A 16,409-nucleotide genomic window follows, 5' to 3' on the forward strand; every position below is an offset into this window, starting at 1 on the left:
CAGAACGCGTCCACTCATTTGAGCTTCCGCCGGGTGTGCACCCCACTCTCCAGGCGACCGGTTCGTTTCCTTCCACACAATTCAGGAGAATCGTGGCTGTCAAGATTCGTCTCAAGCGCATGGGCAAGATCCGCGCGCCTTACTACCGCATCGTCGTCGCCGACTCGCGCACCAAGCGCGACGGTCGAGTGATCGAGGAGATCGGCAAGTACCACCCCACCGAGCAGCCCTCGTTCATCGAGGTCGACTCCGAGCGTGCGCAGTACTGGCTCTCGGTCGGCGCGCAGCCGTCCGAGCAGGTCACCGCCATCCTCAAGCTCACGGGCGACTGGGGCAAGTTCAAGGGCGACAAGGACGCCGTCTCGACCGTTCAGGTCAAGGCGCCCAAGGAGCCGTTCGAGATCGACGGTTCCAAGAAGTCCGTCGTCAAGCCGAAGGCGGAGAAGAAGGAGGCTCCCGCTGAGGAGGCTCCGGCCGCTGCCGACGCGGAGGCCGCTGAGGCCCCCGCAGCAGACGTCGAGTAATCGCCGTGCTCGCCGCCGCGCTCGAACACATCGTCAAGGGGATCGTCGATCACCGTGACGATGTGCAGATCAACGCCTCCACGTCGCCGAGAGGCGACCTGCTCGAGGTGCGCGTGCACCCCGACGACCGGGGGCGCGTGATCGGGCGCGGCGGCCGCACCGCGAAGGCACTGCGCACGCTCATCACCGCTCTGGCGGACGGGCGTCGCGTTCGCGTCGATGTCGCGGACGACTGACGTGGTGTCGAAAGACCGTAACCAGGGCAAGAACCAGCTGCGCGTAGGGCGCCTCGTCAAGGCCCATGGCCTCAAGGGCGCGCTCAAGCTCGAGCTGTACACCGACAATCCCGAACGTCGTTTCGTGACGGGAGCCGAGTTCACGTTGCAGGTGCCTGAGGCATCTCCGTGGCACGGCAAGAGCGTGACGGTGCGCGAGTACCGGGTCATGAACGGCAACCCTGTCGTGTTCTTCGAGGACATCGACGACCGTGAAGCGGCAGAGGGTCTCGTACGCGCCATCCTGTGGATCGACCAGGATGTCGACGAAGTCGAGGACGACGCCTGGTACGACCATCAGCTGGTCGGTCTCGACGTGGTCCGTGATGACGAGGTCATCGGCAAGGTCTCTCGCGTCGAGCACATGCCGGCGCAGGATCTTCTGATCGTGCGCCCCACGGGTGCCGGTGCGGACGGCGACGTCATGGTCCCGTTCGTCAAGGCCATCGTCCCTGCCGTCGACGTGGCCGGAGGTCGCGTGATCGTCACTCCGCCGGCCGGGCTGTTCGAAGAACTCCCGGACGCCGGTGCTGCCGCCGACGGCGGAGAGAGCCCGGCATCCGCCCCTGAGGGCGACGCAGCGGTCGACTGATCGATCGCTACGATCAACGCATGCGGATAGACGTCGTCTCCATCTTCCCCTCGTACTTCGACGGGCTGACGCTGTCGCTGGTCGGCAAGGCGCGCCAGAGCGGCATTCTCGATCTGCGCATCCATGATCTCCGCGACTGGACGAGCGATCGTCATCGCACGGTCGATGACACGCCGTACGGTGGCGGCGCGGGCATGGTCATGAAGCCGGAGCCGTGGGCGCTCGCGCTCGACGAGCTCTCCGCGGACTCCGACCGTCCGACCATCATCTTCCCGTCTCCTGCCGGCGAGGTGTTCCACCAGACGACGGCGCGCGAGTTCTCCGAGCGCACGCACCTGATCATCGGGTGCGGACGCTATGAAGGCATCGACGAGCGCGTGTTCGAGTACGCCGCGTCGCTCGGCGAGGTGCGTCTTGTCAGCCTCGGCGACTACGTGCTCAACGGGGGAGAGGTGGCAGCGATGGCGATGATCGAGGCTGTCGGTCGCCTGATACCCGGCGTCGTCGGCAACCCTGAAAGTCTGGTCGAGGAATCGCACGAGGACGGACTGCTGGAGTACCCGTCATACACGAAACCGTCGATATGGCGTGACCGTGCTGTGCCGGACGTGCTGCTCAGCGGAAATCACGCGGTGATCGAAGCGTGGCGTCACGACCAGCAGATCGCGCGCACCCGGAGCCGTCGCCCCGACCTGCTGAGCGACTGACGACTCTCCGGTTGATCGTGCAGCCGGCGGATCAGACGCGGGCGTCGATGTCGTCGAGCAGCTCGTCTTCCGTCTCCGCATCGTGATCGCGTCGACGGCGTTGCTTCGCGGGGGCCGGGCGGCCCTCGACCTCTTCGCGATGCTTCTGGATCTCGGTGCGGATCATGTACCCGATGAAGATGAAGCCCATCAGCGCGAAAAGGATCCACTGGATCGCGTATGACAGATGGGGTCCTGGGTCCTCCGTGGGCGAGTCGAACGCGCCGAGCGGCGTCTCGGGTGCGGGGTCCTCGCTCACCAGCAGACCGTATGCGCTCGTGATGACCTCGCCCGACGAGGTCGCGGCGATGCTCGGCAGATGGATCGTCGGCACCTGGCCCTCAGGGGCGCTGCGACCTGACGCCGGCAGCGGCTCGCCCGGTCGCAGTCGCACGATGACCTCGACGGTGCCCGTCGGTGCGGCAGGGACGGCGTCCGGGGTCGCCTCTTCGCCGGGAGGCACCCACCCGCGGTTGACGATGAACACGCGCCCGTCCACATCCTGGAAGGGGACGAGCACTTCGAAGGCGCTCGTCCCGCCGTGCGGGCGATTGCGCACGAGCACCTGCTCGTCGGAGAGGTACTCGCCCTGCAGCAGGACGGGGTGCCACTCGTCCTGCGGATCGAGCGCGCCGTCCGCGGCGAACGCCTCTGACAGGGGGATCGGCTGCGCATCGTAGTTCTGCGCCACGAGCGCGAGCTGCTCCGACTTGCTCTCGTTGCGGTCGAACTGCCAGTCGGCGAGGAACGCGCAGGCCACGGCGAAGGCGATGGCGATGAGCACGTACACGCCCCAGCGAACCAGACGGTTGTTCATGCGGGCAGCCCGTCGCGCACGGTCACCGGGAAGTCGCGGGCCGCGAGGTAGTCGTGCAGGAATGCGAAGTGCTCGTCGCACGCGAGCCAGATCTTCTCGCGGTCAGGGGCGTGGATACGCGGATTGCGCCAGACGACCTGCCGGGTCGCCCGCGCGCGGCAACCGGCTCGCGCGCATTCGAGTTCCTCTGTCACGCCTTGCCGTCCTCGTTGCGCTCGTCGCGTTCGTGCGCGTGCTCGGTGCTGTCGTCGTCCGGGGCGGGGCCTTCCGGCGAAGCGCCCGGCGTCGGCGTGCTCGGGCTGCGTCGATTCTCATGGATCGTGATCGTGCTCTGATCAGAGGTGTCGTCGACCTGCTCCGCGGTACGGACCGGAGCGGACAGCTGCTGCGTCGGCGACTCGGCGCCGGGCGTGGCGGTCGGGCTGATCGCGTTGGCGAAGACGACCGCGATGTAGGGGAGCACTGCGGTGGCGATCGCGAACACCCAGGTGTACCAGCCGTACGGCGTCACGAAGATCGTGAGCCCGAAACAGACCATCCGGATCACCATGGTGAGCACGTATCGACGCACACGGCCCGTCGCCTCATCCTGCGGCGCCTGCGGCAGGGAGGTCACGGCGGGAGCATGACGAGAGCGATTCACAGTGGTACAAGCCTACGCCGCGTGCGGGGTGCCGGAACGCCGCGATGCGCCGGTGATCGCGTCAGGCGAGGAGGAACGGAAGGAACCCGATCGACCCGATGAACAGGAACGAGAAGACCGACACGACGACGACGAGCGCGAGGATCGCCAGGCCGACGTAGCCGAGGATGAGCCCTGCGATCGCCATCCCCCGACCGCCGAGCGCCGAACCCGGACGCGTCTGCTTCAGCGCCATGTGACCGGTGATGATCGCAGCCAGCGAGGCCAGCAGTGGGAAGACGGCGAAGCTCAGCACGATTCCGGCGATCCCGGTGATGAGCGACGCGACGGCGAGCCCGCTGGTCGGCAGGGGAGCGGCGTACGGCTGCGCTGGTGCGTACGACTGTGCGTACGGGTGGGGCTGCTGCGCCGCGTAGGGCTGCTGCTGGGCCGCGTAGGGCTGCTGCTGGGCCGCGTATGCCTGCTGCTGCGCCGCGTAGGGCTGCTGTTGTGCGGCTCCGTAGGGGGCAGCCGGTTGCGGTTGCACGCTGTGGGCCGGCGCGACCGGATGCCCCTGCGACCCTGAGTACGGCTGAGCGGGCGCCCCGGGATACTGCTGAGGCTGACCGTAGGCGGAAGGACCGGGGATCGCGTGACCGGCCGGAGGTGTCGTGCTGCTGTCGTCGCTCATCGCGCCGCCTTTCGTCTTCACCACAGTTCCAGCCACGCCGGACGGTGTCAATCCGGCGTCGCCGGAATCGGATGCTGCGGCCCCGATAGGATGGCTCGGGCCGACCGAGCGCCAGTGGGAGTGAGAGATCATGAGTTCAGAACGAGTCGTCCTCGTCACAGGAGGCAATCGCGGCATCGGCCGTTCGATCGCGGAGCGGTTCGTCCGCGACGGCTACCGTGTCGCCGTCACCGCGCGCAGCGGTGAAGGTCCGGAGGGCGCTCTCACCGTTCGCGCAGACGTGACCGACGCTGCATCCATCGACGCCGCGTTCAGCGAGGTCGAGGAGAAGCTCGGTCCTGTCGAGATCGTGGTGGCCAACGCCGGCATCACCAAAGACACGCTTCTCATGCGGATGAGCGAAGACGACTTCGACAGCGTCGTCTCGACGAATCTCGGAGGAGCCTTCCGCGTCGTCAAGCGCGCCTCGAAGGGCATGCTGCGGGCACGCTTCGGCCGCGTCATCCTGATCTCGAGCGTCGTCGGCCTCTATGGGTCGGCAGGGCAGGTGAACTACTCCGCATCGAAGAGCGGTCTGGTCGGCTTCGCCCGATCATTGACGCGCGAACTCGGCGGGCGCGGGATCACCGCCAACGTCGTCGCGCCGGGATTCATCGAGACCGACATGACAGCCGAGCTCCCCGAAGACACGCAGAAGCAGTACAAGGCGAGCATTCCGGCTGGCCGCTTCGCAACGCCCGATGAAGTGGCCGGCGTCGTCACCTGGCTGGCCGGCGACGACGCCGCCTACATCTCCGGCGCTGTCATCCCCGTCGACGGCGGCCTCGGAATGGGGCACTGAGCGACCGCACTGGGCGGTCGCCGCGACCTCACAGCGGCGATCAACGTGACTTCACAGCGGCGATCACTGCGATGACGCGGCGCTGATCAGTTCGGCGAGGTGCGCGGGCCGCGTGAACTGCGGCCAATGCCCCGAGCCGATCCTGGTCACGGTCACATCTCCGAGTGCGCGGTACTCGTCCGCGTACGGACCCCACTGATCGAGCTGCGCCTCGAGCTCGTTCTGGTCGATCGACCCCATCAGCATCGTGACGGGGATGCGGTGACGGTCACCGGAGAGCATGAGAGGGTCGGTGGGGACGCGAGCGGGCACGGACCTCGTCAGCGGCAGCGTGCGCGCGCGAGTCGCGTCGTCGATGTCGTACACATCCTCATCGGGGAAGAAATCCCACCCGGGGAACGGGATGACGCCGTCCACCACGGGGAACTCGGAGATCGCCGAGTCGGGCGGTGGAGGCACAGTGTCGACGAAGATCACGCGGGCGATCCGATCAGGGCGCGCATCCGCCGCGCCCCACGCGACGTTGCCGCCGCCGCTGTGCCCGACGAGCACGACCGGTTCGTCACTCGCGTCGATCTGCGCGACGACCGCGCGCACCCAATCGTCGATCCCCACGTCGGCCGATGAGTCGGCGGACGCGCCGACGCCGGGCAGAGTGAGGGCGCGAACGCGATGGCCGGCTTCTTCGAGAGGAGGAACCACGTCATCCCACGAGGACGCGTCGAGCCAGAGGCCGGGTATGAGGATGATGTCCATACGGTGACGCTACGCGCGGGCACGGACATCCGCCACAGGTGCGCAGTTGTCGCGCTACGCGGCGGCGGTCAGGGCAGCAGCGCGACGACGGCGCTGAGATCGTGCGGACCGATGACCAGACTCGCGGCCTCCCGCACCGCGGGCTTCGCGTTGAACGCAAGGCCGAGGCCGGCGACGGACATCATCTTCAGGTCGTTCGCACCGTCGCCGATCGCGACGGTGGCGTGCAGGGGCACGTCGAGCTCGGCGGCCCACTCGGTGAGCGCATGCGCCTTGGCCTCGGCATCCACGATCTCGCCGTCGACGAATCCCGTCAGGAGGCCATCGGCGACGTCGAGGCGGTTCGCGCGCCACCGATCGACCCCGAGTTCGGGCGCGATGTGATCGAGGATCTCGTGGAAGCCACCGGAGACCACCCCGACGACCCCGCCGCGTTCGTGCACCGCCGCGGTCAACTCGCGGACGCCCTGGGTCGGCTCGACACGCGCGCGAACCCTGGCGAACGCGGTCGTCGGAACTCCGGTGAGCTCTCTGACGCGCGAGCGCAGGCTCGCGGCGAAGTCGACCTCTCCGCGCATGGCGGCCTCCGTCGCACGCTGTACTTCCTCACGTCGGCCGGCCTCGTCGGCGAGAAGCTCGATCACCTCGTTGCGGATCAGGGTGGAATCGGCATCGAGGACGACGAGGAAACGCGCTGTGGTCACACGCTCGAGCGTAGCGCGCGTCAGCGTTCGATCTGCACGCCCTTGCCGACCACCGTGATGCCGGAATCGGTGACGGTGAACCCGCGCTCGAGATCGCGCTCGCGATCGACGCCGACGGTGGCACCGTCGAGCAGGACGACGTTCTTGTCGAGCACGGCGCGGTGGATCCGAGCACCCTGCCCGACGTGGACATGGTCGAAGAGGACCGAGTCGGTGATGGTCGAACCACCGCCGGCGAGAGTGCCAGGACCGACCACGCTGCGTTCCAGATGCGTGCCAGACAGCACCGAACCGAGTGAGACGATCGAGTCGATCGCGTTGCCGATGCGGCCGACCGCATCCCGGACGAACTTCGCCGGCGGTGCGTTCACGCTCTGCGTGCGGATCGGCCATAGCGTGTTGTACAGGTTGAACACGGGCAGTGTGGAGATGAGATCCATGTGCGCATCGAAGAACGAGTCGATCGTCCCCACGTCGCGCCAGTACGCACGATCGCGCGGTGACGACCCTGGCACGTCGTTCTGCTTCATGTCGTAGTACCCGGCTTCGCCGCGTTCGACGAAGTAGGGAATGATGTCTCCGCCCATGTCGTGCGCCGAGGTCGGCAGCTCGCCGTCGGATTCGACGGCCTCGACGAGCGCATCGGTGTCGAAGATGTAATTGCCCATCGACGCGAGCACCTCGTGCGGCGAATCGACGAGCCCCTCGATCTCGGTCGGCTTCTCCAGGAACGCACGGATGCGGCCGGAGCCGTCGGGATCCGCATCGATCACGCCGAACTGATTCGCCATCGCGAGCGGCTGACGGATGCCGGCGACCGTGGCCTTCGCGCCCGAGGCGATGTGCGCCTTGACCATCTGACGGAAGTCCATCCGGTACACGTGGTCGGCGCCGATCACCACCACGATGTCCGGCTTCTCGTCGTTGATGAGGTTGAGGCTCTGCAGGATGGCGTCCGCGGAGCCGGAGAACCAGCGCTTTCCGAGCCGCTGCTGCGCCGGCACCGACGTGACGTACGAGTCGAGCAGTGCCGACATCCGCCACGTCTGCGAGATGTGGCGGTCGAGGCTGTGGGATTTGTACTGCGTCAGCACGACGACCTGGCGCAGGCCCGAGTTGATGAGGTTCGAGATCGCGAAGTCGATCAATCGGTACTGCCCGCCGAAGGGCACCGCCGGTTTCGCTCGGTCGGCCGTCAGAGGCATGAGACGCTTGCCCTCGCCGCCGGCGAGGATGATGCCGAAAACCTTCTTGGGGACCGCCATGGCTCCACCATAGATCCCGAATGCTCCGCTGTACTAGCGTTCAGACATGCGCGTCGACATGATCACGAAGGAATACCCGCCGGAGATCTACGGCGGGGCCGGTGTGCACGTCGCAGAACTCGTCTCAGCGCTGCGCCGGTCGATCGACGTGCAGGTGCGCGCGTTCGGTTCCGACCGCGAAGAGGGCGGCACGAAGGCCTATCGGACACCGGCGGAGCTGATCGATGCCAACGCCGCTGTGCAGACGCTCGGGACCGACCTCACGATGGTCGGCGACATCGCCGGCGCGGACGTGGTGCACAGTCACACCTGGTACGCGAATTTCGCCGGACACATCGCCTCGCAGCTGCACGGCATCCCGCACGTCCTCACGGCGCACAGCCTTGAGCCGCTGCGTCCGTGGAAGGCCGAGCAGCTCGGCGGCGGCTATGCCGTCTCGAGCGGGATCGAGAAGCTCGCCTACGAGAACGCCGCGGCGATCGTCGCGGTCTCCGGCGGGATGCGGGCGGACATCCTGCGCAGTTACCCCGCTGTGGACCCTGCGCGGGTGAGGGTGATCCACAACGGCATCGATGTCGAGCAATGGCGTCCCATCACGGACGCCGCCTTCCTCGCGGGCATCGGTATGGATCCGGATCGTCCTTCTGTGGTGTTCGTCGGTCGGATCACCCGGCAGAAGGGGTTGCCGTACCTGCTGCGCGCCGCAGCGGAGCTCCCGCCGGAGGTCCAGCTGGTGCTGTGCGCCGGCGCACCTGACACCCCCGAGATCATGGCCGAGGTGCAGGAGGGCGTGCGCCGGCTGCAGCAGACGCGCGAGGGCGTCATCTGGATCGAACGGATGCTGCCGCGAGGCGAGCTCTCGGCGATCCTCACCGCGGCGACGACGTTCGTGTGCCCGTCCGTCTACGAACCGCTCGGGATCGTGAACCTCGAGGCGATGGCATGCGGCGCCGCCGTGGTGGGCACGGCGACAGGCGGGATTCCCGAGGTCGTGGACGACGGAGTGACCGGACGCCTCGTGCCGATCGAGCAGCTGACGGACGGGACGGGCACCCCGGTCGACCCCGACCGCTACGTCGCCGATCTCGCGCGCATCCTCACCGAGGTCGCCATGGATCCGGAGCGTGCGGCGGGATACGGAGAAGCCGGAAGGGAGCGTGCGGCGCGCGAGTTCAGCTGGGCCGCGATTGCCGACACCACGCGGGCGCTCTACGCAGACCTCACGAATTGAGCCGATAGGCTGGAAGCATGCCGAGCGCTCTTGATTTCACCGATGTCGTCGTGCGCCGTGACGGGCGCAACATCGTCGATCATGTGACCTGGCAGGTCGCAGACGACCAACGATGGGTGGTGCTCGGGCCGAACGGCGCAGGCAAGACCACGCTCCTGCAACTGGCGGACACGCTGATGCACCCGTCGGCCGGTGCAGTGACGATCCTGGGGGAGACACTCGGTCGCACAGACGTGTTCGAGCTGCGCCCGCGGATCGGCTTCGCCTCCTCGGCGATGGCGAAGCGCATCCCACGGGACGAGAGCGTGCTCAACGTGGTGCTCACTGCCGCGTACTCCGTGACCGGACGTTGGAACGAGCAGTACGAGAACATCGACGAGCGCCGCGCCCTGCGCGTGCTGGGGGAGTGGAAGCTCGATCACCTCGCCGATCGCACATTCGGCACCCTCAGCGACGGAGAGCAGAAGCGCGTGCAGATCGCCCGTGCCGTCATGACCGATCCGGAGCTGCTGCTGCTCGACGAGCCGACCGCGTCGCTCGATCTCGGCGCCCGCGAGGAGCTGCTGGGCCTTCTGAGCGGCTACGCGTCATCACCCACGACCCCCGCGATGGTCATGGTCACCCACCACGTCGAAGAGATTCCGGTGGGATTCACCCACGTGCTCCTGATCCGCGACGGCCGCGTCACGGCTGCCGGTCCCATCGCCGAGACGCTGACGGCTGAGGCTCTCACCGAGGCCTTCGGCATGCCGATCGTCCTCAGCGCGGAAGACGGCAGGTACGCGGCGCGCGCCATGTCCTGAGCATCGATCTGCTAGACTCGACCCTTGGTGCATATGCACCCTCCGACTTTCTTCCCATTCGTATCCGCAAGCCAAGGAATCAGCAATGAAGACTGACATTCACCCCGACTACCAGGCCGTCGTGTTCCGCGACCTCGGCTCGGGCGAGACGTTCCTCACCCGCTCCACCGTCTCCAGCGACAAGAAGATCGAGCTGGACGGCGTGGAGTACCCCGTCATCGACGTCGAGATCTCCTCGGCCTCGCACCCGTTCTACACGGGCAAGCAGCGCATCATGGACTCGGCCGGTCGTGTCGAGAAGTTCAACCAGCGCTTCAAGGGCTTCGGCGGCAGCAAGTAACCGCCGCGCACGAGAAAGGCCCCGCTTCGGCGGGGCCTTTCTCGTTTTCGGTGGGTCTCGAGGTCAGTCGACCTCTATGACGATGCGGCCGTCGACGTCCATCCGGCCTCCGTCGGGCGTCGGCGCGGGGGCGGATGCGCGGTGCTGACGACCGCGTTCATCGGCCGCTTCGTGCGCGGTGGGCGACCAGACGGCGTCGAAGACGCCGACGAGTCCGCCGCCCGCCATGCCGCGGTACTTCTCCTCGACGCTCCTGCGTGAGAACACATGGCGCGCACTGACGATGATCAGGACCGGGATCGTCGCGAGCACCGCCCCGATCGTCAGCCAACCCCACACGTCGCTCATGCCCCCAGCCTAGAGAAGGGGACGAGGAGACGGCATCCGTCTTCAGAGGGACGCCGCATCCGCCTGCCGTACCGGCCAGCTGCCGTCGAGAGCGTCCTCGGCATCGAGTCGGCCTATCCGGATGAAGTACTCGGTCAGGCTCTCGGCCTGCGTGCGTGCCCATCCGATCTGCTGCGTGTGCAGCTCCTGCGCCGAGGTCGCGAGCGGGAAGCTGCGCGCGATCGCCTGCGCGACGCGGCCGGCGGCGATCGCATCCGCTGCCGCCTCGTGCGCCCCGTCGAGCTGCACGGCGTAGTGCTCTGCGACGACCTCGAGGGTGCGCTTGCCCTTGCGATAGCGATCGACGGCCTTGTCGATGACATGAGGATCGATGATGGGACCGGGGGAGTCGAGCGGGGCGATGCCGTGCCGCAGGCATTCGTGAGTGAGCAGCGAGAAGTCGTACGACGCGTTGTACGCCACCACCGGCATTCCCTGGGCGAAGAGCGCGCGCAGCGACGACGTGATCTCGGCGACCACCTCATGAGCGGGCCGCCCCTGAGCGCGCGCCTGTTCGGTGCTGATCCCGTGCACGGCTGCCGCGCCTTCCGGAATCGGGATGCCGGGATCGGCCAGCCACGAACGCGCGGCGATCTCACGTCCCTTCGCATCGAGCACGCCCACGTGCGCGGTGACGATCCTGTCGGACGTGACATCGACACCGGTGGTCTCAAGATCGAAGACGCCGATGCGGCTGAGCCAGCCGGGGAGTTCGAGATCGATTGCCATGACCCCACGCTAGGGAGGGGATCGGACAACGCGCTGCAGGCACGCCCGTAGACTGGTCGCATGCCCGTTCCCTCGCCCTACGCCGAGCGATTGAGTCGCCTTCCGGTCGAACGTCACGAGGTCGACGTGGCAGGCGGCACCACCGCGTACTGGGTGTACGGGCCCTCGGCAGGTCCGAGTGCGGAACGCGATCCGATCACGGTCATCGCCGTGCACGGCTTCCGCGGAGAGCATCATGGACTGGAACCCGTGCTCGCCTATCTCCCAGAGGTGAGGGTGATCGCTCCCGACCTGCCTGGTTTCGGCGAGACCCCTCCTCTGCCCGGTCGCACCCATGATCTCGCTGCGTACGCGGATTGGCTGCGGGAGTTCGCCGACGCCGTCGCTCCCGGCGCCGTCATCCTGGGGCATTCCTTCGGCTCGATCGTGACCTCAGCCGCAGTCGCCGGCGGACTCGAGACGCCGCGGCTCATCCTGATCAACCCGATCGGCGCACCTGCACTCGAAGGCCCCAAGGGCGTTATGACCCGACTCGCCGTCTGGTACTACGACCTCGGTGCGGCGCTCCCGTCGAGGATCGGCACCGCGCTCCTGCGCAACAGGCTGATCGTCCGCGTCATGAGCATCACGATGGCGAAGACGAACGACCGCGCGCTGCGCCGTTTCATCCACGACCAGCACGACACGTACTTCTCCGACTTCGCTGATCGCGATGTGCTGCGCGATGCATTCGTGGCGAGCGTCTCGCACGATGTCCGCGCGTTCGCACCTCGGATCGCCGTGCCCACGCTGATGGTGGCTGCGCAGAAGGACGACATCACGCCGATCGAGGCCGAACGCCACCTCGCCACGCTCTTCCCCGATGCGTCTCTCGTGGAGATCGCCGACGTCGGCCATCTCATCCACTACGAGGCGCCTGCGGAAGCGGCCGGGGCGATCCGCCGGTTCCTCAGGGTTCCCGTCGCGCGAGGCCGATGAGTCCGGCCACTCGGTAGGGGATGACCTCTCCCATCGCGAGCGACGTCTCGGTGCGGTCGACGCCTTCGATCGAGAGGATCCTGGCATCCGTGTCGAACAGGTGACGCGCGTCGCGACAGGCCACCCGCGCCAGCAGATCGATGGAACCGCTGAGACCGTGCACTTGCAGTACCTCGGGGATGCGTGCGAGCTCGGCGGTGATCCGCGGGAGCTCCGTCTGCCGCAGACCGATGCTGACGAACGCCTGCAGAGGGAAGCCGAGGACTTCCGGTGAGAACGAGCGCTCGTACGACAGGAAGACGCCTGTCTGCTCGAGCCGCGCCATGCGCGCCTGGATCGTGTTGCGCGACAGGCCGAGCGTCTCGGCGAGCGACACGATGGTCGTACGGGGGTCTTCGGCGAGGACGGCGAGCAGATCGAGGTCGACGCGATCGAGAGCGGGCATAGTGCCAAACCATAGCAGGGGCGATGCCTCCGTACTGGGCAACATGCTCAAGCCATCTCCGAATGCTTGAGCGTGCTGATCACCGGACGTACCCTCGAAGCATCCGATTACGTTGTCGGTGCACGCGTGCAGCTCCTCACGAGGGAGGCACACGACAGGAGGACGATGATGTCACCGCAGACCACCCCGATAGCAGACTCCACGCAGGACCTGGAGCTCTCCGAGAGAATCCTCGCGCCTGACGGCAACCGTCAGAAGAACCCCGATCTGGACCCCTTCGTCGCCGACGTCGACGCCGCGCAGCTGCGCGCACTGCTGCGCGACATGATCATCCTGCGGCGCATCGATGCCGAGGGCGTCGCACTGCAGCGTCAGGGCCAGTTGGGCCTGTGGGCTCCGTGCAACGGGCAAGAGGCCGCGCAGATCGGCACCGCACGTGCACTCGACCCGATCGACTTCGTCTTCCCCAGCTATCGGGAGACCGGCGTCATCTACGCGCGCGGCGCGCAGCCCGGCGACTTCGTGCGGGTATGGCGCGGCGAGGAGGGGGCGCCCTTCGACCCCGCAGCGATGCGCGTCGCTCCGCTGCAGATCATCATCGGCGCGCAGACGCTGCATGCGGTCGGCTACGCCATGGGCATCAAGCACGAGAAGGCTCCGGAAGTCGCCGTCACGTACTTCGGCGACGGCGCCACCAGCCAGGGCGACGTGAACGAGGCGATGGTGTTCGCCGCGTCGTATCAGGCACCCGTCGTGTTCGTGTGCCAGAACAACCACTGGGCGATCTCGGAGCCGGTCGCGCTGCAGTCGCAGTATCCCATCGCCGGGCGCGCCCCCGGATTCGGCATCCCCAGTCTCCGTGTCGACGGAAACGACGTGCTCGCCTGCATGGCTGCGATGCGCTGGGCGCTCGCGCACGCACGGGCGGGCAAGGGGCCGGCCTTCATCGAGGCCGTGACCTACCGCATGGGCCCGCACACCACCTCCGACGATCCCACCCGGTACCGTGACCCCGCCGAACTCGAGGCATGGCGCACGCGTGACCCGATCGCACGGCTGGAGGCGCATCTGCGTGCCTCCGGCGAACTCGACGACGACCACGTGGCCGCGGCGCAGGCCGATGCCGACAGCATGGCGCGGGAGATGCGCGCTGCGTGCCTGGGCATGGTCACGCGCGAGCCGCTCGCGGTGTTCGACAACGTCTACGCCGAGCCGCACTGCGGGATCGACCGTCAGCGGGACGAGTACTCCGCGTACGTCTCATCGTTCGAGGAGGCCTGAGATGACGGAGATGACTCTGGGCAAGGCCCTCAACGCCGGGCTGCGCAAGGCGATGGGTGACGACGACAAGGTCGTGCTCATGGGCGAGGACATCGGCAAGCTCGGCGGAGTGTTCCGCATCACCGACGGCCTGCTGAACGAGTTCGGCGCCACGCGGGTGATCGACACACCGCTCGCGGAATCGGGGATCGTCGGCGCGGCCGTCGGCCTCGCCTACCGCGGATACCGGCCCGTCGTGGAGATCCAGTTCGACGGGTTCGTGTACCCGGCCTTCGATCAGATCGTGTCGCAGGTGGCGAAACTGCACTATCGCACACAGGGACGCGTGAAGATGCCGATCACGATCCGCATCCCCTGGGCGGGCGGTATCGGTGCGGCCGAGCATCACTCCGAATCGCCGGAGGCGTACTTCGTGCACACCGCGGGCCTCCGCGTCATCACGGTCTCGAATCCGCAGGACGCCTACCGTTGCCTGCAGCAGGCCATCGCCTCGGACGATCCGGTGATCTTCTTCGAGCCGAAGCGGCTGTACCACCACAAGGGCGACGTCGACCTGCAGGCCTCACTCGCCGACGCGCCGCCGATGGGTGTCGCACGGGTACTGCGCGAGGGGTCGGACGCCACGATCATCACGTACGGCGCGATGGTGTCGACGGCGTTGGATGCGGCGTCCGCCGCAGAGGACGACGGGGTGTCTCTCGAGGTCATCGATCTCCGCTCGATCTCGCCGGTCGACTACGACACGGTCTCGGCATCCGTGCGCCGCACGGGACGGGTCGTCGTCGCGCATGAGGCGTCGCGCGAAGCAGGTGTCGCCGCGGAGGTCATCGCGAGCATCACGGAGCAGTGCTTCGAGTACCTCGAGGCCCCGCCACTGCGGGTGACAGGACACGATGTGCCCTATCCGCCGGCGAAGCTCGAGAAGTTCCACCTTCCCGACCTCGACCGGATCCTCGACGCGGTGGACCGTGTGCTCGACCGTCCCAACAGCCTGACAGGAGCCGAGTCATGATCGAGGAGTTCCACCTTCCCGATCTCGGCGAGGGTCTCGCCGAGGCGGAGGTCGTGCAGTGGCTCGTCGCACCAGGCGACACGGTGACGTTGAATCAGACGCTCGCCGAAGTCGAGACGGCGAAGGCCGTCGTCGAGCTGCCGTCGCCGTTCGAGGGTGTCGTATCGACCCTGCACGCCGAGGCGGGCGAGACGGTCGCCGTCGGGGCGCCGCTGATCGCGTTCGACGTCGCCGGACCGGACGCACCCGAGGCGGGTGACACGGACGCCGCATCGTCGGCAGAGGAGAAGACGCCGCCCAACCTCGTCGGATACGGGGCTGCTCCCGCCAAGGGCGGCCGCCCGGCTCGGCGCTCGCGCAGGAGCGGCCGCGTCGACGCCGTGGCCGACACGGCGGTGCTCGAAGCGGCGCCGCACGACGTGCTGACCGAGTCGCCGGCTGCCACGCGAGTGGGGGAGCGGCCTCGTTCCACGCCCCCAGTACGCGCCTATGCCAAGCGATCGGGCGTGGACATCGTCCTGGTCGCCGCAGAGGTCGGAGACCGCGTGATCACGCGGGACGACATCGATGCGTATCTGGAGCGGGTCGGCGGACGAGTCGAGGCTGAAGCGCCCCGCACGCCCGCCACCGCAGCGGCTGTGTCCGCCGGCGAGCGCGAGACGCGCATACCGATCAGGGGTGTCCGCAAGCACACGGCGGCTGCGATGGTCCAGAGCGCCTTCACGGCCCCTCATGTCACCACCTTCCACACCGTCGACGTCACGGCGACGATGGACCTGATCGCGAGTCTGCGCGATGACCGATCGCTCGCAGAGCACCGCATCGGTCCGCTCGTGATCGTGGCGAAGGCGGTGTGCCTCGCACTCACTCGCACGCCGGGACTCAACTCGCGATGGGACGAGCAGGCCGGCGAGATCGTGCAACCGCACTACGTCGACCTCGGCATCGCCGCGGCGACCGAGCGCGGTCTGATCGTGCCGAACATCCGCGATGCCGATCAGATGACCCTGCCGCAGCTCGCCGACGCCCTGCGTGCGCTCACGGACACGGCGCGTTCGGGGCGCACGTCACCGGCAGAACTCGCGGGCGGGACGTTCTCGATCACCAACATCGGCGTGTTCGGGATCGACGCGGGAACGCCGATACTTCCCCCTGGACAATCCGGGATACTCGCGGTCGGGGCGGTGCGTCGCATGCCATGGGAGTACAAGGGCGAGATCGCTCTGCGGCAGGTGATGACCCTGAGCCTCTCCTTCGATCATCGGATCGTCGACGGCGCGGAAGGAGCACGGTTCGTCAAGGACGTCGCCGACATCCTCAAGGAGCCGGGACGCGCGATGCTGCTGCGTTGACCACGCAGGTCGGGCTCG

General features: G+C 67.6%; 22 protein-coding genes. 12 read left to right on the plus strand and 10 right to left on the minus strand.

Translation table 11 applies throughout. The features are described 5' to 3' along the window. Nucleotides 1-92: 92 nt before the first annotated feature. Genes rpsP through trmD form a run of 4 tightly spaced genes read left to right on the plus strand, consistent with a single transcriptional unit; the run spans nucleotide 93 to nucleotide 2,098 of the window. Nucleotides 93-524: a 30S ribosomal protein S16 gene (gene rpsP, locus ACYVG2_RS04000; protein WP_460779781.1), complete on the plus strand. Its 432-nt coding sequence runs from the start codon at nucleotides 93-95 to the stop codon at nucleotides 522-524. A gap of 5 nt (nucleotides 525-529) precedes the next feature. Next, nucleotides 530-760 carry an RNA-binding protein gene (locus tag ACYVG2_RS04005; RefSeq protein WP_460779782.1) on the plus strand — a complete coding sequence of 77 codons (231 nt, stop codon included), beginning with the start codon at nucleotides 530-532 and terminating at the stop codon, nucleotides 758-760. Beyond that, on the plus strand, nucleotides 744-1,391 hold the full coding sequence (rimM, locus tag ACYVG2_RS04010; protein ID WP_448965465.1) for a ribosome maturation factor RimM: 648 nt from the start codon (nucleotides 744-746) through the stop codon (nucleotides 1,389-1,391). Before ACYVG2_RS04005 ends, rimM begins: the two co-directional genes overlap by 17 nt. Before the next feature lie 20 nt (nucleotides 1,392-1,411). After that, nucleotides 1,412-2,098 (plus strand): tRNA (guanosine(37)-N1)-methyltransferase TrmD, encoded by a 687-nt coding sequence (gene trmD, locus ACYVG2_RS04015; protein ID WP_460779783.1) that lies wholly within the window; start codon nucleotides 1,412-1,414, stop codon nucleotides 2,096-2,098. A 31-nt stretch (nucleotides 2,099-2,129) separates the two neighbouring features. Here trmD and ACYVG2_RS04020 read toward each other — a convergent pair whose 3' ends face one another. The 4 genes from ACYVG2_RS04020 to ACYVG2_RS04035 form a co-directional block, all read right to left on the minus strand. Next, nucleotides 2,130-2,954: an SURF1 family cytochrome oxidase biogenesis protein gene (locus ACYVG2_RS04020; protein WP_460779785.1), complete on the minus strand. Its 825-nt coding sequence runs from the start codon at nucleotides 2,952-2,954 to the stop codon at nucleotides 2,130-2,132. Further along, the gene (locus ACYVG2_RS04025) at nucleotides 2,951-3,148 is read right to left on the minus strand and encodes a hypothetical protein (RefSeq protein WP_460779786.1); all 198 of its coding nucleotides are present in this window, start codon (nucleotides 3,146-3,148) and stop codon (nucleotides 2,951-2,953) included. Before ACYVG2_RS04025 ends, ACYVG2_RS04020 begins: the two co-directional genes overlap by 4 nt. Further along, nucleotides 3,145-3,570, minus strand: a complete 426-nt coding sequence (locus ACYVG2_RS04030; protein ID WP_460779787.1) for a DUF3099 domain-containing protein — start codon at nucleotides 3,568-3,570, stop codon at nucleotides 3,145-3,147. The genes ACYVG2_RS04025 and ACYVG2_RS04030 overlap by 4 nt, the downstream gene beginning before the upstream one ends. An 88-nt stretch (nucleotides 3,571-3,658) precedes the next feature. Further along, nucleotides 3,659-4,267 (minus strand): DUF4190 domain-containing protein, encoded by a 609-nt coding sequence (locus ACYVG2_RS04035; RefSeq protein ID WP_460779788.1) that lies wholly within the window; start codon nucleotides 4,265-4,267, stop codon nucleotides 3,659-3,661. A gap of 130 nt (nucleotides 4,268-4,397) precedes the next feature. Between ACYVG2_RS04035 and ACYVG2_RS04040 the strand changes: the two genes are divergently transcribed. Next, nucleotides 4,398-5,108, plus strand: coding sequence for a beta-ketoacyl-ACP reductase (locus tag ACYVG2_RS04040; RefSeq protein WP_460779789.1), 711 nt, complete (start codon nucleotides 4,398-4,400; stop codon nucleotides 5,106-5,108). A 63-nt stretch (nucleotides 5,109-5,171) separates the two neighbouring features. On the opposite strand, the gene ACYVG2_RS04045 is transcribed toward ACYVG2_RS04040, so the two are convergent. The 3 genes from ACYVG2_RS04045 to glgC form a co-directional block, all read right to left on the minus strand. Beyond that, entirely contained in the window at nucleotides 5,172-5,864 is a 693-nt protein-coding gene (locus ACYVG2_RS04045) for an alpha/beta fold hydrolase (protein ID WP_460779790.1), read from the minus strand. Nucleotides 5,865-5,932: 68 nt separating this feature from the next. After that, the gene (gene serB / locus ACYVG2_RS04050) at nucleotides 5,933-6,568 is read right to left on the minus strand and encodes a phosphoserine phosphatase SerB (protein WP_460779792.1); all 636 of its coding nucleotides are present in this window, start codon (nucleotides 6,566-6,568) and stop codon (nucleotides 5,933-5,935) included. A 20-nt stretch (nucleotides 6,569-6,588) separates the two neighbouring features. Beyond that, nucleotides 6,589-7,833, minus strand: a complete 1,245-nt coding sequence (gene glgC, locus ACYVG2_RS04055) for a glucose-1-phosphate adenylyltransferase (RefSeq protein ID WP_460779793.1) — start codon at nucleotides 7,831-7,833, stop codon at nucleotides 6,589-6,591. A 46-nt stretch (nucleotides 7,834-7,879) separates the two neighbouring features. Between glgC and glgA the strand changes: the two genes are divergently transcribed. The 3 genes from glgA (at nucleotide 7,880) to ACYVG2_RS04070 (ending at nucleotide 10,207) form a co-directional block, all read left to right on the plus strand. Beyond that, a complete protein-coding gene (glgA, locus tag ACYVG2_RS04060) occupies nucleotides 7,880-9,064 on the plus strand; it encodes a glycogen synthase (protein WP_460779794.1) in 1,185 nt (394 codons plus the stop codon). Nucleotides 9,065-9,081: 17 nt separating this feature from the next. Further along, on the plus strand, nucleotides 9,082-9,867 hold the full coding sequence (locus tag ACYVG2_RS04065; RefSeq protein WP_460779795.1) for an ABC transporter ATP-binding protein: 786 nt from the start codon (nucleotides 9,082-9,084) through the stop codon (nucleotides 9,865-9,867). Between the two features lie 85 nt (nucleotides 9,868-9,952). Next, the gene (locus tag ACYVG2_RS04070; RefSeq protein WP_120776192.1) at nucleotides 9,953-10,207 is read left to right on the plus strand and encodes a type B 50S ribosomal protein L31; all 255 of its coding nucleotides are present in this window, start codon (nucleotides 9,953-9,955) and stop codon (nucleotides 10,205-10,207) included. A 63-nt stretch (nucleotides 10,208-10,270) separates the two neighbouring features. Here the strand turns inward: ACYVG2_RS04070 and ACYVG2_RS04075 are convergent, their stop codons facing one another. Together ACYVG2_RS04075 and ACYVG2_RS04080 are read right to left on the minus strand one after the other, a co-directional pair. Further along, nucleotides 10,271-10,555, minus strand: a complete 285-nt coding sequence (locus ACYVG2_RS04075) for a hypothetical protein (RefSeq protein ID WP_460779796.1) — start codon at nucleotides 10,553-10,555, stop codon at nucleotides 10,271-10,273. A 42-nt stretch (nucleotides 10,556-10,597) separates the two neighbouring features. Beyond that, a complete protein-coding gene (locus ACYVG2_RS04080; RefSeq protein ID WP_460779797.1) occupies nucleotides 10,598-11,323 on the minus strand; it encodes an exonuclease domain-containing protein in 726 nt (241 codons plus the stop codon). A gap of 60 nt (nucleotides 11,324-11,383) precedes the next feature. On the opposite strand from ACYVG2_RS04080, the gene ACYVG2_RS04085 reads away from it, so the two are divergent. After that, nucleotides 11,384-12,301 (plus strand): alpha/beta fold hydrolase, encoded by a 918-nt coding sequence (locus ACYVG2_RS04085; protein ID WP_460779798.1) that lies wholly within the window; start codon nucleotides 11,384-11,386, stop codon nucleotides 12,299-12,301. Here the strand turns inward: ACYVG2_RS04085 and ACYVG2_RS04090 are convergent. After that, nucleotides 12,273-12,746 (minus strand): Lrp/AsnC family transcriptional regulator, encoded by a 474-nt coding sequence (locus ACYVG2_RS04090; RefSeq protein WP_448965480.1) that lies wholly within the window; start codon nucleotides 12,744-12,746, stop codon nucleotides 12,273-12,275. The genes ACYVG2_RS04085 and ACYVG2_RS04090 overlap by 29 nt on opposite strands. Nucleotides 12,747-12,914: 168 nt before the next feature. On the opposite strand from ACYVG2_RS04090, the gene pdhA reads away from it, so the two are divergent. Genes pdhA through ACYVG2_RS04105 form a run of 3 tightly spaced genes read left to right on the plus strand, consistent with a single transcriptional unit; the run spans nucleotide 12,915 to nucleotide 16,391 of the window. Then, nucleotides 12,915-14,027 (plus strand): pyruvate dehydrogenase (acetyl-transferring) E1 component subunit alpha, encoded by a 1,113-nt coding sequence (gene pdhA / locus ACYVG2_RS04095; RefSeq protein WP_460779799.1) that lies wholly within the window; start codon nucleotides 12,915-12,917, stop codon nucleotides 14,025-14,027. A 1-nt stretch (nucleotide 14,028) separates the two neighbouring features. Next, the gene (locus ACYVG2_RS04100; RefSeq protein ID WP_460779800.1) at nucleotides 14,029-15,039 is read left to right on the plus strand and encodes an alpha-ketoacid dehydrogenase subunit beta; all 1,011 of its coding nucleotides are present in this window, start codon (nucleotides 14,029-14,031) and stop codon (nucleotides 15,037-15,039) included. Continuing rightward, nucleotides 15,036-16,391 carry a dihydrolipoamide acetyltransferase family protein gene (locus ACYVG2_RS04105; RefSeq protein ID WP_460779801.1) on the plus strand — a complete coding sequence of 452 codons (1,356 nt, stop codon included), beginning with the start codon at nucleotides 15,036-15,038 and terminating at the stop codon, nucleotides 16,389-16,391. Before ACYVG2_RS04100 ends, ACYVG2_RS04105 begins: the two co-directional genes overlap by 4 nt. Nucleotides 16,392-16,409: the final 18 nt, after the last annotated feature.

This window comes from Microbacterium shaanxiense (assembly GCF_054779995.1).

Excerpts from the sequence above, each read along its gene's own strand:
- rimM (WP_448965465.1), top strand. The coding sequence starts at position 744 with ATGTCGCGGACGACTGACGTGGTGTCGAAAGACCGTAACCAGGGCAAG.
- trmD (WP_460779783.1), top strand. The coding sequence starts at position 1,412 with ATGCGGATAGACGTCGTCTCCATCTTCCCCTCGTACTTCGACGGGCTG.
- ACYVG2_RS04020 (WP_460779785.1), bottom strand. The coding sequence starts at position 2,954 with ATGAACAACCGTCTGGTTCGCTGGGGCGTGTACGTGCTCATCGCCATC.
- ACYVG2_RS04035 (WP_460779788.1), bottom strand. The coding sequence starts at position 4,267 with ATGAGCGACGACAGCAGCACGACACCTCCGGCCGGTCACGCGATCCCC.
- ACYVG2_RS04040 (WP_460779789.1), top strand. The coding sequence starts at position 4,398 with ATGAGTTCAGAACGAGTCGTCCTCGTCACAGGAGGCAATCGCGGCATC.
- ACYVG2_RS04045 (WP_460779790.1), bottom strand. The coding sequence starts at position 5,864 with ATGGACATCATCCTCATACCCGGCCTCTGGCTCGACGCGTCCTCGTGG.
- glgC (WP_460779793.1), bottom strand. The coding sequence starts at position 7,833 with ATGGCGGTCCCCAAGAAGGTTTTCGGCATCATCCTCGCCGGCGGCGAG.
- glgA (WP_460779794.1), top strand. The coding sequence starts at position 7,880 with ATGCGCGTCGACATGATCACGAAGGAATACCCGCCGGAGATCTACGGC.
- ACYVG2_RS04065 (WP_460779795.1), top strand. The coding sequence starts at position 9,082 with ATGCCGAGCGCTCTTGATTTCACCGATGTCGTCGTGCGCCGTGACGGG.
- ACYVG2_RS04070 (WP_120776192.1), top strand. The coding sequence starts at position 9,953 with ATGAAGACTGACATTCACCCCGACTACCAGGCCGTCGTGTTCCGCGAC.
- ACYVG2_RS04075 (WP_460779796.1), bottom strand. The coding sequence starts at position 10,555 with ATGAGCGACGTGTGGGGTTGGCTGACGATCGGGGCGGTGCTCGCGACG.
- ACYVG2_RS04080 (WP_460779797.1), bottom strand. The coding sequence starts at position 11,323 with ATGGCAATCGATCTCGAACTCCCCGGCTGGCTCAGCCGCATCGGCGTC.
- ACYVG2_RS04085 (WP_460779798.1), top strand. The coding sequence starts at position 11,384 with ATGCCCGTTCCCTCGCCCTACGCCGAGCGATTGAGTCGCCTTCCGGTC.
- ACYVG2_RS04090 (WP_448965480.1), bottom strand. The coding sequence starts at position 12,746 with ATGCCCGCTCTCGATCGCGTCGACCTCGATCTGCTCGCCGTCCTCGCC.
- pdhA (WP_460779799.1), top strand. The coding sequence starts at position 12,915 with ATGTCACCGCAGACCACCCCGATAGCAGACTCCACGCAGGACCTGGAG.
- ACYVG2_RS04100 (WP_460779800.1), top strand. The coding sequence starts at position 14,029 with ATGACGGAGATGACTCTGGGCAAGGCCCTCAACGCCGGGCTGCGCAAG.
- ACYVG2_RS04105 (WP_460779801.1), top strand. The coding sequence starts at position 15,036 with ATGATCGAGGAGTTCCACCTTCCCGATCTCGGCGAGGGTCTCGCCGAG.